The organism is Oceanihabitans sp. IOP_32 (assembly GCF_009498295.1).
In the GTDB taxonomy this organism is placed as follows: domain Bacteria; phylum Bacteroidota; class Bacteroidia; order Flavobacteriales; family Flavobacteriaceae; genus Wocania; species Wocania indica.
The window spans coordinates 2,041,415-2,057,951 of sequence record NZ_CP040813.1; the positions used below are offsets into that span (position 1 = coordinate 2,041,415).

Annotated in this window: 18 protein-coding genes; 3 read left to right on the plus strand and 15 right to left on the minus strand. The window is 37.2% G+C overall.

Features of this window, described 5'->3' with window-relative positions; genetic code table 11:
• Nucleotides 1–2: 2 nt before the first annotated feature.
• The 15 genes from FEZ18_RS08530 to FEZ18_RS08600 all read right to left on the minus strand — a co-directional run bounded on the left by FEZ18_RS08530 (nt 3) and on the right by FEZ18_RS08600 (nt 10,740).
• Nucleotides 3–977: an ATP-dependent 6-phosphofructokinase gene (locus FEZ18_RS08530; RefSeq protein ID WP_153267931.1), complete on the minus strand. Its 975-nt coding sequence runs from the start codon at nt 975–977 to the stop codon at nt 3–5.
• Nucleotides 967–1,884, minus strand: a complete 918-nt coding sequence (locus FEZ18_RS08535) for an alpha/beta fold hydrolase (protein ID WP_153267932.1) — start codon at nt 1,882–1,884, stop codon at nt 967–969. The genes FEZ18_RS08530 and FEZ18_RS08535 overlap by 11 nt, the downstream gene beginning before the upstream one ends.
• Nucleotides 1,881–3,224 carry a dicarboxylate/amino acid:cation symporter gene (locus FEZ18_RS08540; RefSeq protein WP_026813300.1) on the minus strand — a complete coding sequence of 448 codons (1,344 nt, stop codon included), beginning with the start codon at nt 3,222–3,224 and terminating at the stop codon, nt 1,881–1,883. Before FEZ18_RS08540 ends, FEZ18_RS08535 begins: the two co-directional genes overlap by 4 nt.
• 8 nt (nt 3,225–3,232) lie before the next feature.
• A complete protein-coding gene (locus FEZ18_RS08545) occupies nt 3,233–4,294 on the minus strand; it encodes a class I fructose-bisphosphate aldolase (RefSeq protein ID WP_026813301.1) in 1,062 nt (353 codons plus the stop codon).
• A gap of 101 nt (nt 4,295–4,395) precedes the next feature.
• On the minus strand, nt 4,396–5,409 hold the full coding sequence (locus FEZ18_RS08550; protein ID WP_026813302.1) for a type II glyceraldehyde-3-phosphate dehydrogenase: 1,014 nt from the start codon (nt 5,407–5,409) through the stop codon (nt 4,396–4,398).
• 20 nt (nt 5,410–5,429) lie between these two features.
• Nucleotides 5,430–6,785 carry an NAD(P)/FAD-dependent oxidoreductase gene (locus FEZ18_RS08555; protein ID WP_153267933.1) on the minus strand — a complete coding sequence of 452 codons (1,356 nt, stop codon included), beginning with the start codon at nt 6,783–6,785 and terminating at the stop codon, nt 5,430–5,432.
• On the minus strand, nt 6,782–7,243 hold the full coding sequence (locus FEZ18_RS08560; RefSeq protein WP_110473908.1) for a universal stress protein: 462 nt from the start codon (nt 7,241–7,243) through the stop codon (nt 6,782–6,784). The genes FEZ18_RS08555 and FEZ18_RS08560 overlap by 4 nt, the downstream gene beginning before the upstream one ends.
• Before the next feature lie 12 nt (nt 7,244–7,255).
• On the minus strand, nt 7,256–7,870 hold the full coding sequence (locus FEZ18_RS08565; RefSeq protein WP_228122685.1) for a lycopene cyclase domain-containing protein: 615 nt from the start codon (nt 7,868–7,870) through the stop codon (nt 7,256–7,258).
• Between the two features lie 114 nt (nt 7,871–7,984).
• Nucleotides 7,985–8,263 (minus strand): DUF5676 family membrane protein, encoded by a 279-nt coding sequence (locus tag FEZ18_RS08570; RefSeq protein WP_008616426.1) that lies wholly within the window; start codon nt 8,261–8,263, stop codon nt 7,985–7,987.
• Nucleotides 8,264–8,280: 17 nt separating this feature from the next.
• Nucleotides 8,281–8,499, minus strand: a complete 219-nt coding sequence (locus FEZ18_RS08575) for an SHOCT domain-containing protein (RefSeq protein WP_008616427.1) — start codon at nt 8,497–8,499, stop codon at nt 8,281–8,283.
• 22 nt (nt 8,500–8,521) lie between these two features.
• The gene (locus tag FEZ18_RS08580; protein ID WP_008991346.1) at nt 8,522–8,737 is read right to left on the minus strand and encodes a heavy-metal-associated domain-containing protein; all 216 of its coding nucleotides are present in this window, start codon (nt 8,735–8,737) and stop codon (nt 8,522–8,524) included.
• Nucleotides 8,738–8,747: 10 nt separating this feature from the next.
• Nucleotides 8,748–9,017 (minus strand): hypothetical protein, encoded by a 270-nt coding sequence (locus FEZ18_RS08585; RefSeq protein WP_008616429.1) that lies wholly within the window; start codon nt 9,015–9,017, stop codon nt 8,748–8,750.
• 24 nt (nt 9,018–9,041) lie between these two features.
• The gene (locus FEZ18_RS08590; RefSeq protein ID WP_153267934.1) at nt 9,042–9,491 is read right to left on the minus strand and encodes a hypothetical protein; all 450 of its coding nucleotides are present in this window, start codon (nt 9,489–9,491) and stop codon (nt 9,042–9,044) included.
• 75 nt (nt 9,492–9,566) lie between these two features.
• A complete protein-coding gene (locus FEZ18_RS08595) occupies nt 9,567–10,148 on the minus strand; it encodes a helix-turn-helix domain-containing protein (RefSeq protein WP_153267935.1) in 582 nt (193 codons plus the stop codon).
• Nucleotides 10,149–10,317: 169 nt separating this feature from the next.
• On the minus strand, nt 10,318–10,740 hold the full coding sequence (locus tag FEZ18_RS08600) for an HYC_CC_PP family protein (RefSeq protein ID WP_153267936.1): 423 nt from the start codon (nt 10,738–10,740) through the stop codon (nt 10,318–10,320).
• A gap of 290 nt (nt 10,741–11,030) precedes the next feature.
• Between FEZ18_RS08600 and FEZ18_RS08605 the strand changes: the two genes are divergently transcribed.
• The 3 genes from FEZ18_RS08605 (at nt 11,031) to FEZ18_RS08615 (ending at nt 16,530) form a co-directional block, all read left to right on the plus strand.
• A complete protein-coding gene (locus tag FEZ18_RS08605) occupies nt 11,031–11,447 on the plus strand; it encodes an HYC_CC_PP family protein (protein ID WP_153267937.1) in 417 nt (138 codons plus the stop codon).
• A 134-nt stretch (nt 11,448–11,581) separates the two neighbouring features.
• Nucleotides 11,582–15,322: an efflux RND transporter permease subunit gene (locus tag FEZ18_RS08610; protein WP_153267938.1), complete on the plus strand. Its 3,741-nt coding sequence runs from the start codon at nt 11,582–11,584 to the stop codon at nt 15,320–15,322.
• The gene (locus FEZ18_RS08615; RefSeq protein ID WP_153267939.1) at nt 15,319–16,530 is read left to right on the plus strand and encodes a TolC family protein; all 1,212 of its coding nucleotides are present in this window, start codon (nt 15,319–15,321) and stop codon (nt 16,528–16,530) included. The genes FEZ18_RS08610 and FEZ18_RS08615 overlap by 4 nt, the downstream gene beginning before the upstream one ends.
• Nucleotides 16,531–16,537: the final 7 nt, after the last annotated feature.

Here is a 16,537-nt window from a genome sequence, read left to right on the forward strand (position 1 = left end):
ATTTATGTTCCAAATAGTTCTAAAAGTTCGTGCAATTCTTTATTGACCTGATGTTGCTTGACCACTTCATTAAAAGGGGTTAAGTGCAATTGATTGTTTAAAATCCCGACCATTACATTCTTTTTACTTTGTAAAAGTGATTTTACGGCTTCCACCCCAAGCCTAATACCCAACATCCTATCTAAAGCAGAAGGATTTCCACCACGCTGTACGTGCCCAAGTTTTGTAATTCGTAAATCGACATTGGGGTTGACTTCCTTTATTTTTGAAGAAACAAGTTCGGCACCAATTTCGTCACCTTCAGAAACTACGATTAGAAAAGCATCCTCGCTATCGTAATTTTTCACCTTACCCAAAAGGTTAATAAAGTCCGTACCGCTCTCCGGAATTAATATGGCGTCCGCACCAACCATCAATCCAGAATGAATACCGATGTAACCCGAATCCCTTCCCATTACTTCAACAATGAACACACGGTTATGGGATTCGGCAGTATCCCTTATTTTATCAATGTTTTCAATGGCTGTGTTAACAGCGGAATCGAAACCAAGGGTGTAATCCGTACCCGAAATATCGTTGTCAATAGTCCCGGGAATCCCTACGAATGGGATATCGCATATCTCTGAAAAAGCCAATAGACCTTTAAAAGTACCATCACCACCTATGGCAATTAAAGCGTCTATTTTGTTTGCATTTAGGGTTTGCAGGGCTTTTTTTCGACCTTCCAGTTCGAGAAAACGTTTGCTTCGTGCGGTCTTTAGAATTGTGCCACCCTTTTGGGTCAGTTTTTGTAATTCGTGTGATTTAAATTGAACCAAGTCACCGTCTATCAATCCTTCATATCCTTTTCTAAAACCACTAACTTTTATACCAGTTGCTTCAGCCGTTTTTGCAATGGCGTACAAGGCTGAATTCATCCCTGGACTATCACCTCCAGAGGTAAATACACCTATATGTTTAATTTTATTAGTATTCATTTAAAATTGTTTTTTGTGATTTTTTATCTGAAACAGAAAAATCTTGGATGGTCTTCCATACAAATTCTGCTTCTTTTAGAAAGAACTGATGGTCTCCCCCTGTAGAGGTAACAGTTTTTACGTTTGTAAATTCTCTTGATAAGTCTATAGCATTTTTGAGCGGTGCAGTAGTGTCCTTTGCTCCGTGAATGAAAAGCACTTTTGTGTTTCTAATCTTTCTTGCAATCCCGTATAAATCTGTTTTTAGGATTATCCTCGTAAGCGAATAATAGTAGCTCTGCCAATGGTGTTTTTTTGCATCTTCATAAACATCATCCGTGAGGTTGTCTGGTTTAAATGCACGCGACATAAAAATGGGATGAATCATACAGATGTATTTAGAGAATCTGCTTGTTGATATTCTGTTCACAAAGGAATGTGAGGACATAATTTTTTTAAATTCATCTGCATCCTGATAAACAGGTATTCCAATAAAAATGCCTGCTTTGAGCCAATTTGAGTGTTTTTCCAATAGGGCCATTGAAATTATAGCGCCCATAGAATGACCGGCAACTATGGTTTTTCCATCATTGAATCCTTCTTTTTGCAAAACCAATTCTAAAGCTTTAAGTTGAACTGAAAGCGAATAATCACTTTGTGGTTTTGGCGAATCACCAAAACCCAAAAGGTCTATTAATAGCAAAGTGTGTGTTTTTGAAATGCTTTCTAAATTGCGTTTCCAATAATTCAATGACCCTGTCAAACCGTGCAGCAAAACGAGTTTGTTTTCACCCGCACCTATAATTTCATAATTTAAGAGTGTTTTGTCAGCATCATAAGCTGGGTGCTTAACAATCTTATAATGTTGATATCCTGCTATAGAGACCACAGGAAAAATGAAAAATATGGATATGAGTAGTAATGTCATATTTTTAAAGTTTTATCATTAACCAATATTGGGGTTTTACCATAAAACCTATTAAAAACCATACAAGCTGTGAGGTCACCCGTTACGTTTACAGCAGTCCTGAACATTCCCAACAATCTTTCTACACCAATAATAATGATGATGCCTTCGGCTGGGATACCGACACTTCCCAAAACAGAAGCGAGTATCACCACACCACCTCCGGGAATGGCAGGTGTGCCGATTGAAGCAGCAACGATGGTTACGATGACCACAATAATATTGAGCAAACTCATTTCCAAGCCATAGGCTTGGGCTATGAATAGCGTAGTTATGGTTTGATAGAGTGCAGTGCCATCCATATTGACGGTTGCACCTATGGGAATAATAAAATTGCTAATGGTCTTGTCCACCTTCAATTCTTCTTCGGCTGTTTGAAGGGAAAGTGGCATCACGGCCGCAGAGCTTGTGGTTGAAAAGGCCAATAATTGAACGTCCCTTATTTTTTTTAGGAAATGCATAGGGTTTGCTTTTCCAAGAAGCACAATTAGCCCTAAATAGAAAATTACCAAAAGTAATAGACCGAGCAGGACGACGCCAACATAATAGGTGAGACCGGAAAGAGAACTTAAACCAACACTAGAGGTAAGCTGCGCCATAAGTCCGAAAACAGCAATAGGCACTAGAAGCATTGACCATTTTACTACTGTCATACAGACTTCCTGAATGGCAGTTAGAAGCAGCTTCACTGGGCGCAGTAAGGCATTTTCAAGTGATAGCACAGCTACACCAATAATGATTGTGAAAATTACAATGCTTAACATTTCACCACTTACCATAGATGCCAACGGGTTTTCGGGAAGTAAGTTTGAGATGGCATCAGGAATCGTTTCAATTCCGAAGGAAAGCTCTGGATTTTCCGTTGGAACAGCTGTAATTTCATTATGTTCAGCTAGAGCCTGTTGATGTAAAAAGCGACCAGGTCTAAAAAGTTGAGATAGTATGACACCCAAACTTACCGAAACTATCGTAGTACCTAGAAAATATAACAAAACCCCACCACCTAATTTTTTTAGATTGTCCTTATCATTACTTGCTATTCCAGTAATGATGGAAGCCACAATCAACGGAATCATAATCATTTGAACCAGTTTCAGAAATAGTACACCAGGCAATGCCAGCCAATTCCCCGCGATATCTGCTGTTTCTTTAGAAATCCATCCATTTTGTGGGCTCAATAGCAGACCAAATCCAACACCTAAAAACAAGGCAATGATTACCTTAAGCCATAGACGACTTTCTACCAATCTTATGAGGTAGTGGTTAAGTGATTTTAATGATTTTATCTCTGTGTCAAACATTCTGTTGATTATGCTATATTAATTTTATTATCCAGATACACTTCCTGAACGGATTGTAATACTCTCACGCCTTCGCTAAAGGGTTTTTGAAATGCTTTTCTTCCCATTATCAGCCCAGAACCACCAGCCCTTTTATTGATAACGGCAGTTGTTACAGCTTCGGACAAATCTGATTTGCCTTTGGAACCACCACCAGAATTTATCAGCCCTATTTTACCCATATAACAATTGGCCACCTGTAATCTGCAAAGGTCAATGGGATGGTCTGTAGTCAACGCTTCATACATATCATCGTCATATTTTCCGAATCCTATTTCTTTAAATCCGAAATTATTGGTCGGTAATTTTTGTTTAATGATGTCTGCTTGAATAGTTACGCCTAAATGATTTGCTTGTCCGGTTATATCGGCCGCTGCGTGATAATCTTCATTTTCTATTTTGAAAGCTTCATTTCGTGTATAGCACCATAGAATAGTAGCCATCCCCAGATTGTGGGCTTCTTCAAAAGCTTCGGCTATTTCGTTGAGTTGCCTGTTGCTTTCTTTGGAACCAAAATAAATGGTGGCACCCACAGCCACGGCTCCCATGTCCCAAGCACTTTTTACTTTCCCAAATAAGGTTTGGTCATATTTATTGGGGTAGGTGAGCAATTCATTGTGATTAATCTTAACTATAAATGGAATTTTATGGGCATATTTTCGAGCGTTCAACCCAAGGACTCCAAAAGTTGATGCTACACCGTTGCAACCAGCTTCAATAGCGAGTTTTATAATATTCTCCGGGTCGAAGTAGTCTGGATTTTTATAAAATGAAAAGGCTGCACTGTGTTCAATACCTTGATCCACGGGCAGGATACTCAGGTAGCCGGTACCGCCCAGGTTTCCGTGGTTGTACAATTGTGCAAGGCTTCGCAGTACCTGCGGATTTCTGTTGCTATTGCCAAATACCTTGTCAAGACTGCTCTTGCTGGGGGTTTGCAATTCATCCTTGGTTATTTTTTCACAAACGTGATCCAAATAGAAGGCTGCTTTTTCCCCCAAAAGTTCTGTAATATTTATATCTGTTTTCATCTGTCTATAATATTTGTTTTTTAAAGGACATATGGAACATCCAATTAGTCATTCCGCTGTGTGTTTAAAAATGAATAATGGATGTTTCATTTTAAATGAATTTATTTGATTCCTAGACTTTCATTGGTCTTTTCGATAGATTTGTTTGGATCGGTTTCGATTCCAGTAAGTGCGCGAATGGCATCAATGGTTTCAGGGATTACAATAGCTTGGTTATCGACCACGTAGGCATAGAAAAGTTCATCGCCCACCACTTTCAGCATATCTTCCCAAAGGGCAACTTCATACATATCACCCCAAGGCCTGCCCATATCTAAGAACATTTCTTTAATGGTATTGTTAGAAACCAAACCTTGATCATATTGAATTAGTTTGATGCGACTAGAGGTTTTAAAGGCATTCAGCACCTCTTCCTTCGAGGCCTGTTTTTTTAATTTCACGTTCCAGTAATGTAAATGGCTTAAGGTTTGGGGTACCTTTATTGCGGTAGTGATAACATCAAGATCAGGGTCAACACTTTGTGCGTCGGGACCTTGATGGCTTGGGATGTCTCTTTCGGGAACCATTGTGTTCATAATACCGCCTAAATGGCTTTCCCAAGGGTCTGTAGCTCTTCTTAAAAGTGTACCTCTGGCATAATCCAATAAATCGGCTCTTTTTAAAGCGGTCAAGGTTCTTAAAATAGACGTAGTATTACAAGAAACTACTCTTGTCGCATTCAAGTTTAGAGCCGATTTGTAATTATTTTCTGCACTAAAGGAATGCCCTGTGGTTTCGTGTTTTTCGCCACCGTGTAGAATAAATTTGATGTTTTGCTCCTTGTAGATAACGACATTCTGAGCGGCAATTTTTTTGGGTGTACAGTCCACAACCAGGTCTGATTTCTTTAAAAGTTCCTGTAAGCTTCCTTTTACTGAAATTCCTTTTGAGTCCATATCATTGGCTGCTTCTTCGGTAGCTGCATAAATATCATACTCCTTTCTTACGGCATTTTGAATGCGCCAATCGCTGATTATATCGCAAACGCCCGAAAGCTTCATATCATCTTGTAATTTGATGGCATCTGCCACTCTTTTTCCTATGACTCCGTATCCTATAACTCCTATTTCTTTCATATAAATTTTGTTTTAATTAGTTATTCTTCTGTATTATCGATTAATGATTTTGGCTTAAAATTTCTAATAATCAAGCGGTTGCTCTTTTCATAAGTGAAATAGCTAACCGCCCAATTAAAACCAACCTTCAATCTATTTCTAAAGCCACTTATGGACATAAGGTGCACGATAGACCATAACAACCAGGCAAAATAACCTGCAAATTTGAATTTACCCAAATCGGCAACTGCCTTGCGTTTACCTACGGTTGCTAAGGAACCTTTATCTTTATATTTGAAAGGTTTTATGGATTTGTTATTTATGATATTTAATATCGAATCGCCCAGGTATTTACCTTGTTGAATAGCGGTCTGTGCTACTTGTGGATGTCCTTTTGGGGTTTCTTTGGAAATGAGTGCTGCGATATCACCTATGGCAAAAATATTTTCGTAGCCTTCTACTTTTAAATTGGCATTGGTTTTAATACGGTTGCCTCTGACTACGTGTTTTCCATCAATACCATTTGGGAATTGTCCTTTTACGCCAGCCGTCCAGATAAGGTTTTTAGCCAATATGGTCTTATCACTTTTGGTAGTGACTTCCTTTCCATCATAATTGCTTACAGCTTCATTTAATAATACCTTTACATTTAAATCCTCTAAATATTTGAGGGTTTTCGAAGATGCTTTATCAGACATTGTACTTAACAACTCATCAATGGCTTCTATTAGATAAATATTCATAATGGAAGAAGGGTACTCTGGGTAATCTTTGGGAAGGATGTATTTGCAAAACTCTGCCAAAGCTCCTGCCATTTCTACGCCTGCTGGACCACCACCTACTATTACAAAATTTGTCAGCGCGTCGCGTTCTTTATCATCACAAGTAATAGCTGCCTGTTCCAAATTTTGCAACATCATATGACGGATGTTGAGGGAATCGCGAATATCCTTCATCCCCAAACTATTTTCGGCCACAGAATCCATCCCAAAGAAATTGGTGGTCGTGCCAGTAGCCAACACTAAATAGTCATAAGAAACACTTCCCTTATTGGTCAATATAGTATTTGAATCAGGTTGAATTTCCTCAACTTCAGCCAAACGAAAGAAAACATTTTTATAGCCATTGATTTGTTTTCTGAATGGAAATACAATACTGTCAGGCTCCAGGGCACTCGTTGCCACTTGATATAATAAAGGCTGAAACTGATGGAAGTTATTTTTATCGAGTAAAACCACTTGAACTTCTTTGTGTTTCAGTTTCTCAACCAATGCCAAACCTGCAAATCCTCCACCAACGATAACCACACGAGGTAATTTAGTATCTGGAAGACAGATTTCATCTGTTATCTTACAGGTGGATTCCAACGGAATGCTATGTGTTTGCTTTTCTTTCATTTTTTATTTCTATCTCTTGCAATGAGTACTGAACATTTGGCATTTGTGGTCAAATATTGGGATACAGAGCCCAATACTAAGCGTGAAAGTGCACCGTGACCCTGAGAGCCTACTACGATTAAATCTGCACCCCAATCTTCTGCTTTTTCATAAATAGTACTTTTGGGCAGGCCACTAACAACACTTGTGGTTATGGAAAGTGCCTTGTTTTCGGCCTTGATTTTATCGAAAGCTTCTGAAACGATTTTGTTTCCCAATTTTTGAGCGTTACTTCTAATTTCTTCTATGTAATTTCCTATCCTGCCGCCCATAGTATGCAATCCCAGGCCGTTTGTTTTCGGAACTTCATAAACATTTATAATATGAATTTCACTATTTGAGGATAGGGTCATTTTTATAAGTTCGTGAATGGCTACTTTACTGAAATCTGAACCATCTATGGCCAATAATATTTTCATAATTTGAATGTTTTAGTTGGTTGACATTTCTTTCGATTTTATAAGTTTTCTCCAATACAAGTGTTCATATAATCCAGACCAATACATACCAAAGGTGAAAGCGAACAGTAACTCTTCAATTGGGATTCCCAAAACAAGAATATGGGTCAGGTTGTCCAGATTCCAGTACAGCTCCACATATTGCGGATAAAACGGAAGGATGCTTCCGAAATAAATGAAGTACAGTATGGTAAACAAGATTCCTCCAACCCATATCTTTCCTTTTAAATCTGGGCGACAGTACAATGTTGCCAAACCACCAAAAAACATTGCAATGATGCCACAATAGATGTGGTTAAGCGTGGTGAAAAGACTAAATATGACGAATACAATGGCTGGAACAAAAAGTATATAAATATGTAGCTTATGTCTTTGGTGGCTCCGTTCGGTATGAGGCATATCTATATAGCCTTTTTTGAATATCAGATTATACAATACCGTCCCTATTCCGCCAATGGCAAAAGAGAAGATAAGGCTCTCAATATCAAAACCTGTTCTTTCCGCTAAATGGAATAAGGAAGGTGGCATCCAATATTCTGGTACAAATAATGGTTCTGTTAAACCAAAGGGCATCGTAATAAGGCTCATTTTGAGCATTTCTTTTCTATACCCCTTTTTTGACAAATAGATTATTGCCCAAAGAGCAAGAATTATAAGAGACCATATGAACCAGACATATTGCATAAATTTTATTTTACTCTCTTATTTTTTGACTTTTATTTGCGCATTATAAAAAGCCGCAATACAGGCACCTATTAGCCATCCTAAAATGAATATCTGTACTATTCCCAAACCAGCTTCCCATAGTGGCACATCCATCCTGATAATGCTTGTGGTATCTAAACCGTGCAATAGGCTGTTGAAAAAATCGATAGTGGCTTCTCGACCTGCTGTTGACATAACTATCATACAGCCTAAGTAAATTAGTGCCCCCGTAAGACCGAAAGCAAATCCGAGTTTTTTTACGTTTAATCGATACATAATTTTAAAGTTTTGAGTTAGTTGTCTGATTTTAATATCTTTTTTGATTCCTCAAATTCTTCCTTGGATATTTCGCCTTTTGCAAAGCGGTTTTTAAGAATATCCAGTGGGCTGTCCTTCTTTGTTTTTTGATAAGGGATATCTGCTGGGATAAAGAATATCCAAGCCAATAAAATAATCCATATAATCCACCATATTAGGTGCATACCTCCAAAATGTCCTTCGTAAAAATGCATAATTTTTGGTTTTAAGTTGTTGTTAATTTAATTCTGTAATTGTATAACCATTGAGCCCATCAAGTTGCTTTTGTAATTCGGCAACAGAAAGTGCTTCATTCATCGTGATAAGTGCAGCACCTTTTGGTGCCAAAAAGATCTCTGCTTTTTCTATATTGGGATGTTCTTCTAAAGTCTTTTTTACTCTTGATACACATCCACCGCAGCTGATTCCGCTTATTTGAAATTTTTGTTTCATCATTTAGTATTTAATGGTGATGATGCCCTTTGTGTTCATCTTTTGGTTCTGTTTTTGAAACATCTTTACCGTGTTCGTTTTCTCTTTGTCTATTCTGTGAATGATTGTGCCCACCGTGGCGATGTGAACCGTGAGGCATAAATAAGTGACAAGCAAACATAAAGAGGATGAAGATGAATAGAGACGAACTGCTTCCTATACCTAATGATGGTGCAAAAAAGATAAACAGTAATGGTAATCCACAACCGATGACCATCCATATCCAGTGATTATTTTTCATTGTTGTTTATTTTAAAAGTTAAAATTAATGATGCTCGGTATGCTCACCTTTGGTTGGACTATCCATATCGTCCATCTTGTCCATACCCTGCATATCCATTCCTTTTTCGCCCATCATCTTTGAGCAGGATTCCATACAGTCTTCGCTCATCATCCCTTTTTCGTGCATCATTTTCATCATTCCGTCCATCATTGAGTGCATCATCATACCGTCTTCCATCATCATTTGCATTCCTTCGCCCTGCATCATAGCGTCCATCATGTTCTTGTTGCCCTGCATCATTTGCATTGCTTGTGGGTTGTTGTGCATATTTTCCATAAACTCCGTCATATAATCGTCATTCTGGGCAATATCATTGAAGACTTCTGTGCGGGTTTCTGGGTTTTCCAGTACTGCTTGAGGGTTTGTTTCTTGTGTGCAACTGTTCAAACTTACAAGCCCAATCATCGATAAAATAATTGTAAGTGCTTTCATAGGTGTTTGTTTTGAATTAATACTATAAAATTATTGGTTTTGTACTATCTTGTTGTACATAACTTTCGCTATGATCTATATAATTTCATCGTAAAAATTTCGTTTCCAGTCTTCTGCATTTTTATAATCGGTCATACTTACTCCTATAACGTCCTTAAACTGTCTAGACAAATGGTTGACACTGCTGTAGTCCAATAGGTACCCTATATCTGAAAAGGAATGTTGTTTAAGCTGAATGAGCTCTTTGACTTTTTCTATTTTTAATTTGATAAAGTACTTTTCAATGGTTGTCTGTTGATTTGCTGAAAACAATCTGCTCAATGTCTTGTAATCTTTATGAAGTCTTGAAGCCAATAGTTCAGATGTTTTTACCTTAATATGTAACGGTAGCTCTTGCAATTGTTCTATTAGAATAATCTTGATTCTTTCTGTGAGCATTTCTTCTTCATTCTGAACAATTTCAAAATTATTGGCGTGAAGTACACTTGTAACGGTATCGATAATTTCATTGTTCGTTTTTTTTTGTGCTTCTACCAGCAACCTTCCTAATTCCAAGGAAAGCACTGTAACTTCAAGTTCTTGTAATTCTTGTTTAATTACTTTTAAGCAGCGGTTACAGACCATATTCTTAATCCAAAATTCTTTTGGTTTGTTCATAGTATATAATGTATTGTCATTGAGTTTAGCTCAATGGTCTGATAGGTTTAGCCTAACAGGATTAATATTGTGTAGCGTTGTTGAGAATAGGGTACAACAAATGTTAGCCAGAAGTGAAATATTGGCTATAGAGGCAATGCAGATTAATTTTAACCTGCGAAGTAGAAAATCAAATTAAAAAGGACTCGTTGAGGATTACAAGGTCTGTGGATAGCAAAGGTGGCCTATAAGCCTTAAAAGAAACTGTGTTTTTCTCTAAACCTTCAAAAAGGTTGATATAAGAATAGACGAAGTTGTTTAAGAAAACTAAAGTTTCAATCTCTGAAATTGTATTGGCCTTCTTGAAGGTGTCATCTCCTTCTTTCAAGATGGTCTTATTATCGCAACAGTCTTTCTCTTGTATTGTAGTACATTGCTTGGAATTATTATCTTTTTTCTGTGCAGTCTCCATACAAGATTCTACTTTACTAAAAAAAGCCAAATCCACCATTTCATTACAGCAAAAGTGCATATTTACCGTAAAGGATGTGGTGGAAAACAGTATAAAAACTGCTAAAAAGAAGGACATTATTTTAGTAAAAAAAGATTTCACACTATAAAATTAATAAATTTTGATTAACATTAAAGGATTTTGGAAAATAAAATTCAACTGTTCAATTATTTTATTATCAGTTTTTTACAAAAAAACAACAAAATTAATCAGTACAAATATAATTCTAAAAGTTCAACAGAACTATGATTTATATCATATAAAGGAAGCTGCAAAAGAATTTTATTTGCAAATAATATTTAAGCGGTTTCGTGCAAAATAAACATTGATAAATCAAAAAAAATTGTTAAATAAACAAATTGAGATAAATTTTTTATAAATTTGCAACATTAATGAAAAAAGTTTTTCATAAAATATCATCCGTTTGTTTGGCACTTATCGTGCTATTGTCAACAGTTTCTTTTACTATTGATAGTCATTACTGTGGCGATACTTTAGTGGATTCTTCTTTATTTGGGCACGTTGAAACTTGCGGAATGGATAAACAACTATCCAAAAATGATTGTCAAAGTGAAGTTCAGGATGATTCCTGCTGTTCAGATAAACAATTAGTTGTTGAAGGTCAGGACGACCTGAAGATGTCTTTTAACACCTTAAATTTTGAGCAACAAGTCTTTGTTGTCTCTTTTGTACATTCTTATATCAATCTCTTTGAGACTATTGATTCACACATTGTACCATTTAGAGATTATGCGGTTCCCTTTCTCATACGGGATATACAAAAACTGCACGAGACGTATTTAATTTGATTTTAAACAGTTTCCGATAAATATCGGAATAATTAGCCCTATGGTCAATACTATTTTGGGCTCAATTTCTTGTGTTTAATGTTTTGATTTTATCAAGATATTATTGGATGTATAACTGTTTAATAATCATTGTAATGCTGAATAAAAGCATCAAATTTTTAATCGAGAACAAGCTAGTAGCCGTTCTACTACTTGCACTTTTTATTGCTTGGGGAGTCGTAAACGCCCCGTTTGAATGGAATACAGGCTCACTTCCTCGAGACCCTGTTGCCGTAGATGCCATACCAGATATTGGCGAAAACCAACAAATTGTATTTACTAAATGGGATGGTCGTTCCCCTCAAGATATTGAGGATCAAATTACTTATCCTCTAACCACATCGCTTCTTGGTATTCCGGGGGTTAAAACAATACGTAGTTCATCTATGTTCGGGTTTTCGAGCATTTATATCATTTTCGAAGAAGATATTGAATTTTATTGGAGCAGAAGCCGAATACTTGAAAAATTAAACTCATTACCAGCCGGACTTCTACCAGAAGGCGTTAATCCAGCTCTAGGTCCCGATGCCACAGGATTAGGGCAAATATATTGGTACACCCTTGAGGGACGTGATAAAGATGGTAATGTTACAGGTGGATGGGATTTACAAGAATTAAGAAGCATTCAAGACTTCTACGTGAAATATGCGTTGTCATCTGCGAGTGGCGTTTCAGAAGTGGCTTCCATCGGCGGATATGTTTTGGAATATCAAGTGGATGTTAATCCCGAATTAATGCGGCAATACAACATAGGCTTGAGTGAGGTTGTAAAAGCAGTAAAACAAAGCAACAAAGATGTTGGTGCACAAACGCTTGAAATCAACCAAGCTGAATACCTTATAAGAGGATTGGGTTATATTAAGAAACTATCTGATTTAGAAAACGCGGTAGTTACTTCAAAAGATTTTACATCCATCCGTATAAAGGATATTGCGAAAGTAACACACGGTCCTGCTACAAGAAGAGGCTTATTGGACAAGGAAGGAGCCGAGGTTGTTGGTGGTGTTGTAGTGGCTCGTTATGGGGCCAATCCTATGGAAGTCATCAACAATGTTAAAGAAAAAATAAACGAGTTAAGTTCTGGGCTTCCATCAAAAACATTAAGCGATGGGAGGACTTCGCAATTAACCATCGTACCCTTTTATGATAGAACAGAACTCATTCAGGAAACCTTGGGGACACTTGATGAAGCCCTTACATTAGAAATTTTAATTACCATTTTCGTGATTATTATAATGGTATTTAATTTAAGGGCCTCGGTATTGATTTCAGGATTATTACCTGTTGCGGTTTTGATGGTCTTTATTTCTATGAAACTGTTCAATGTCGATGCCAATATCGTGGCCTTATCCGGTATTGCAATTGCTATTGGTACAATGGTGGATGTGGGTGTTATCCTTTCAGAAAATGTGCTGCGGCATATTGATGAAAATGAAGAAAAGCTACCTATGAATACGGTAGTTTATAATGCGACTGCCGAAGTTTCTGGCGCCATCTTAACGGCAGTAATGACCACTATTATTAGTTTCATTCCTGTATTTACTATGATTGGTGCAGAAGGGAAATTGTTTAGGCCATTGGCATTTACAAAAACGGCAGCACTCACCGCATCTCTTATTGTTGCCCTATTTTTAATTCCACCATTTGCGGCCTATTTATTTAAAAAGAGAAATTTAAAAACTTCTGTTAGTTATATGCTAAATGGAGCATTGATTGTTTTTGGCGTTTTATCTTTAATTTTAGGCTATCCGCTTGGATTAATATTAGTTGCATTTGGCGTTGTTGGCTTCCTTTCACTAAAGGAAAAGATTACGTCAAAACGCGCCAACATCATCAATATATTTGTTTCGGCTTTTGCTATCATATTCCTATTGGCGGAATATTGGAGACCACTGGGAGTAGATAGAAGTATCCTTATAAACTTAATCTTCGTTGGTCTTATCTGTTTTGGTCTTTTGGGTGTATTTACACTTTTTAGAAATTATTATGTTCGAATTTTAAATTGGGCATTGCGTAATAAGCTGTTATTTCTTTCGATACCAACTGCCATTGTAATTTTTGGAGTGATGATTATGCGTAATACTGGTAAAGAGTTTATGCCTTCACTCAATGAGGGTTCATTCCTGTTAATGCCCACTTCAATGCCACACGCAGGTGTGGAGGAAAATAAACGCGTCCTACAGCAACTCGATATGGCCGTTGCGAGCATTCCAGAAATTGAAACTGTAGTCGGTAAATCTGGGCGTACAGAATCAGCATTAGACCCTGCACCGTTATCGATGTATGAGAATGTTATTCAATATAAATCTGAATATATTTTAAATGAAAATCGCAAAAGACAACGCTTTAAGGTAAACGAAGACGGCTTATTTGTTTTAAAGGATGGCAGTTTAGTAACCAACCCTAATAGCGAAATTGAAGTAGAAGATGATGACTATAAAGCCTCAAAAATTACAGACCCATTCTCTGTGACAAGTTCACAGCTCATTCCAGATGACGATGGAGAGTACTTTAGAAATTGGCGACCTGAAATTGAATCGCCAGACGATATTTGGAAAGAAATCGTAAGGGTTACAAAGCTTCCAGGTGTTACTTCTGCACCCAAGCTACAGCCCATAGAAACACGCTTGGTGATGCTACAGACTGGTATGCGAGCACCTATGGGGATTAAGGTAAAAGGACAGGATTTAAAAGAAATTGAGGCGTTTGGGGTACAATTGGAAGATATCTTAAAACAAGCAGAGGGTGTAAAGGATGAAGCAGTTTTTGCCGACCGTATTGTGGGGAAACCCTACCTACTTATTGATATTGACAGAGAACGACTTGCGCGCTATGGTATAACCATAGAACAGGTACAGCAAGTTATCCAGGTCTCTGTAGGTGGTATGGTGCTCTCGCAAACGGTAGAAGGAAGAGAACGCTACGGCATTCGTGTGCGCTATCCCAGAGAATTACGTGCAAATCCAAATGACTTAAAAGACATTTATGTTCCAGTAGAAAAAGGGAGTCCGGTTCCGTTAAGTGAGTTGGCTACTATAAGATACGAACAAGGGCCGCAGGTCATTAAAAGTGAGGATACTTTTTTAGTTGGCTATGTACTTTTTGATAAATTAGATGGTTTCGCCGAAGTAGATGTGGTGGAAAATGCCCAAGCCCTTATTCAAGAAAAAATTGACAATGGCGAATTGACCGTTCCAAAGGGTATCAATTATCAATTTACGGGAACGTATGAAAATCAGTTACGAGCAGAAAAAACATTGAGCGTGGTAGTACCTCTGGCTTTGGCTATTATTTTTCTAATCCTATATTTCCAGTTCCGTTCTGTTGGAACGTCATTAATGGTCTTTACTGGAATTGCTGTCGCCTTTGCGGGAGGTTTTTTAATGATATGGTTCTACGGCCAAGATTGGTTCTTAAACTTCAGCTTTTTCGGAGAAAATTTACGAGACCTCTTTCAAATGCACACCATTAATTTAAGTGTCGCTGTATGGGTTGGTTTTATTGCTCTATTCGGTATTGCTACCGATGATGGCGTAGTAATGGCTACCTACCTTACGCAAACCTTTGACAAAAACAAACCTAAAGATAGAAAAAGCATTAGGGCATCCGTAGTTGAGGCAGGAGAAAAACGTATCCGTCCGTGTTTAATGACAACGGCGACAACTATTCTTGCTTTGTTGCCTGTATTAACATCAACAGGTCGAGGGAGTGATATAATGATTCCAATGGCTATTCCTTCTTTTGGTGGGATGTTAATTGCACTTATAACCCTATTTGTTGTGCCAGTTTTATTTAGCTGGAAAGAAGAATTTCAATTAAAACGAGCTACAAAATGAGATATATAATTTTAATAGCACTTGTTTTTTTCGCTTTCGCGGAAGTAAATGCACAAGATTTAGCATCCTATATTCAGGAAGCTGAAAAGAACAATCCAGAAATCCAAGCTTTTGAATTGCGGTACAATATCGCCGAAGAAAAAGTAAATGAAGTTAACAGCTTACCAAATACTGAATTTAATTTTGGCGTTATGGCTATAGCTCCTGAAATGGATATGCCTATGGAGCAATTTAGTGCCTCTGTAATGCAAATGTTACCGTGGTTCGGGACCATTTCAGCAAGGGAAAATTATGCATCATCTATAGCAGAAGCGCAATATGTTGATATAGCAATTGCGAAAAGAAAACTTTCATTGTCAGTATCCCAGTCATATTATAAACTTTATGCCATACGTGCAAAACAGCTTATTCTGGATGAAAACATTGAACTTTTACAAACCTATGAACGCCTAGCATTAACTTCATTGGAAGTTGGTAAAGCATCAGCTGTTGATGTACTTCGCCTTCAAATAAGGCAAAACGAATTAGTTCAACAAAAGGAAGTGCTAGAACAGGGTTTTCAGGCAGAACAGACGCTGTTCAATAACCTTTTGAATCGTGAAGAAAATATGTCGGTGGATGTTGTGGAAGAAATGATGATTCCGGACGTTGACCCTCTGGTTTTAAATGAGAACCTTCAAATAAACCCGGAACTTATTAAATATGATAAGTTATATGAATCTGTTGAGCAGTCAGAGCTGTTAAACCAAAAGGAAAGTGGTCCTATGGTAGGGTTTGGAGTGCAGTATATTAACCAAGAAAATAGTCCAATGATAACTAGCTCTTTTAAAGATATGGTTATGCCTATGCTTTCTATTTCTATTCCCATTTTTAATAATAAATATAAGTCTGTGACAAGACAAAATGAGTTGAAACAACTAGAAATAAAATTTCAAAAAGAGGATAGGTTGAATAAGTTAGAAACACTTTTGGCGCAAGGGCTTTATAATAGAAATGCGACAAGAATTAAGTTCAATGTACAAACCGATAATTTGAAACAGGCCATTGATGCCGAGGAAATTCTTATGAAAAACTACGAAACTGGAGCTATAGATTTTAATGATGTGTTAGATGTACAGGAATTGCAGTTAAAGTTTCAAATCAATTTAATCGATTCCATTAAAGAGTATTTTACAGAATATGCTTTAATAAATTATTTAACAAGATAAAAAATTG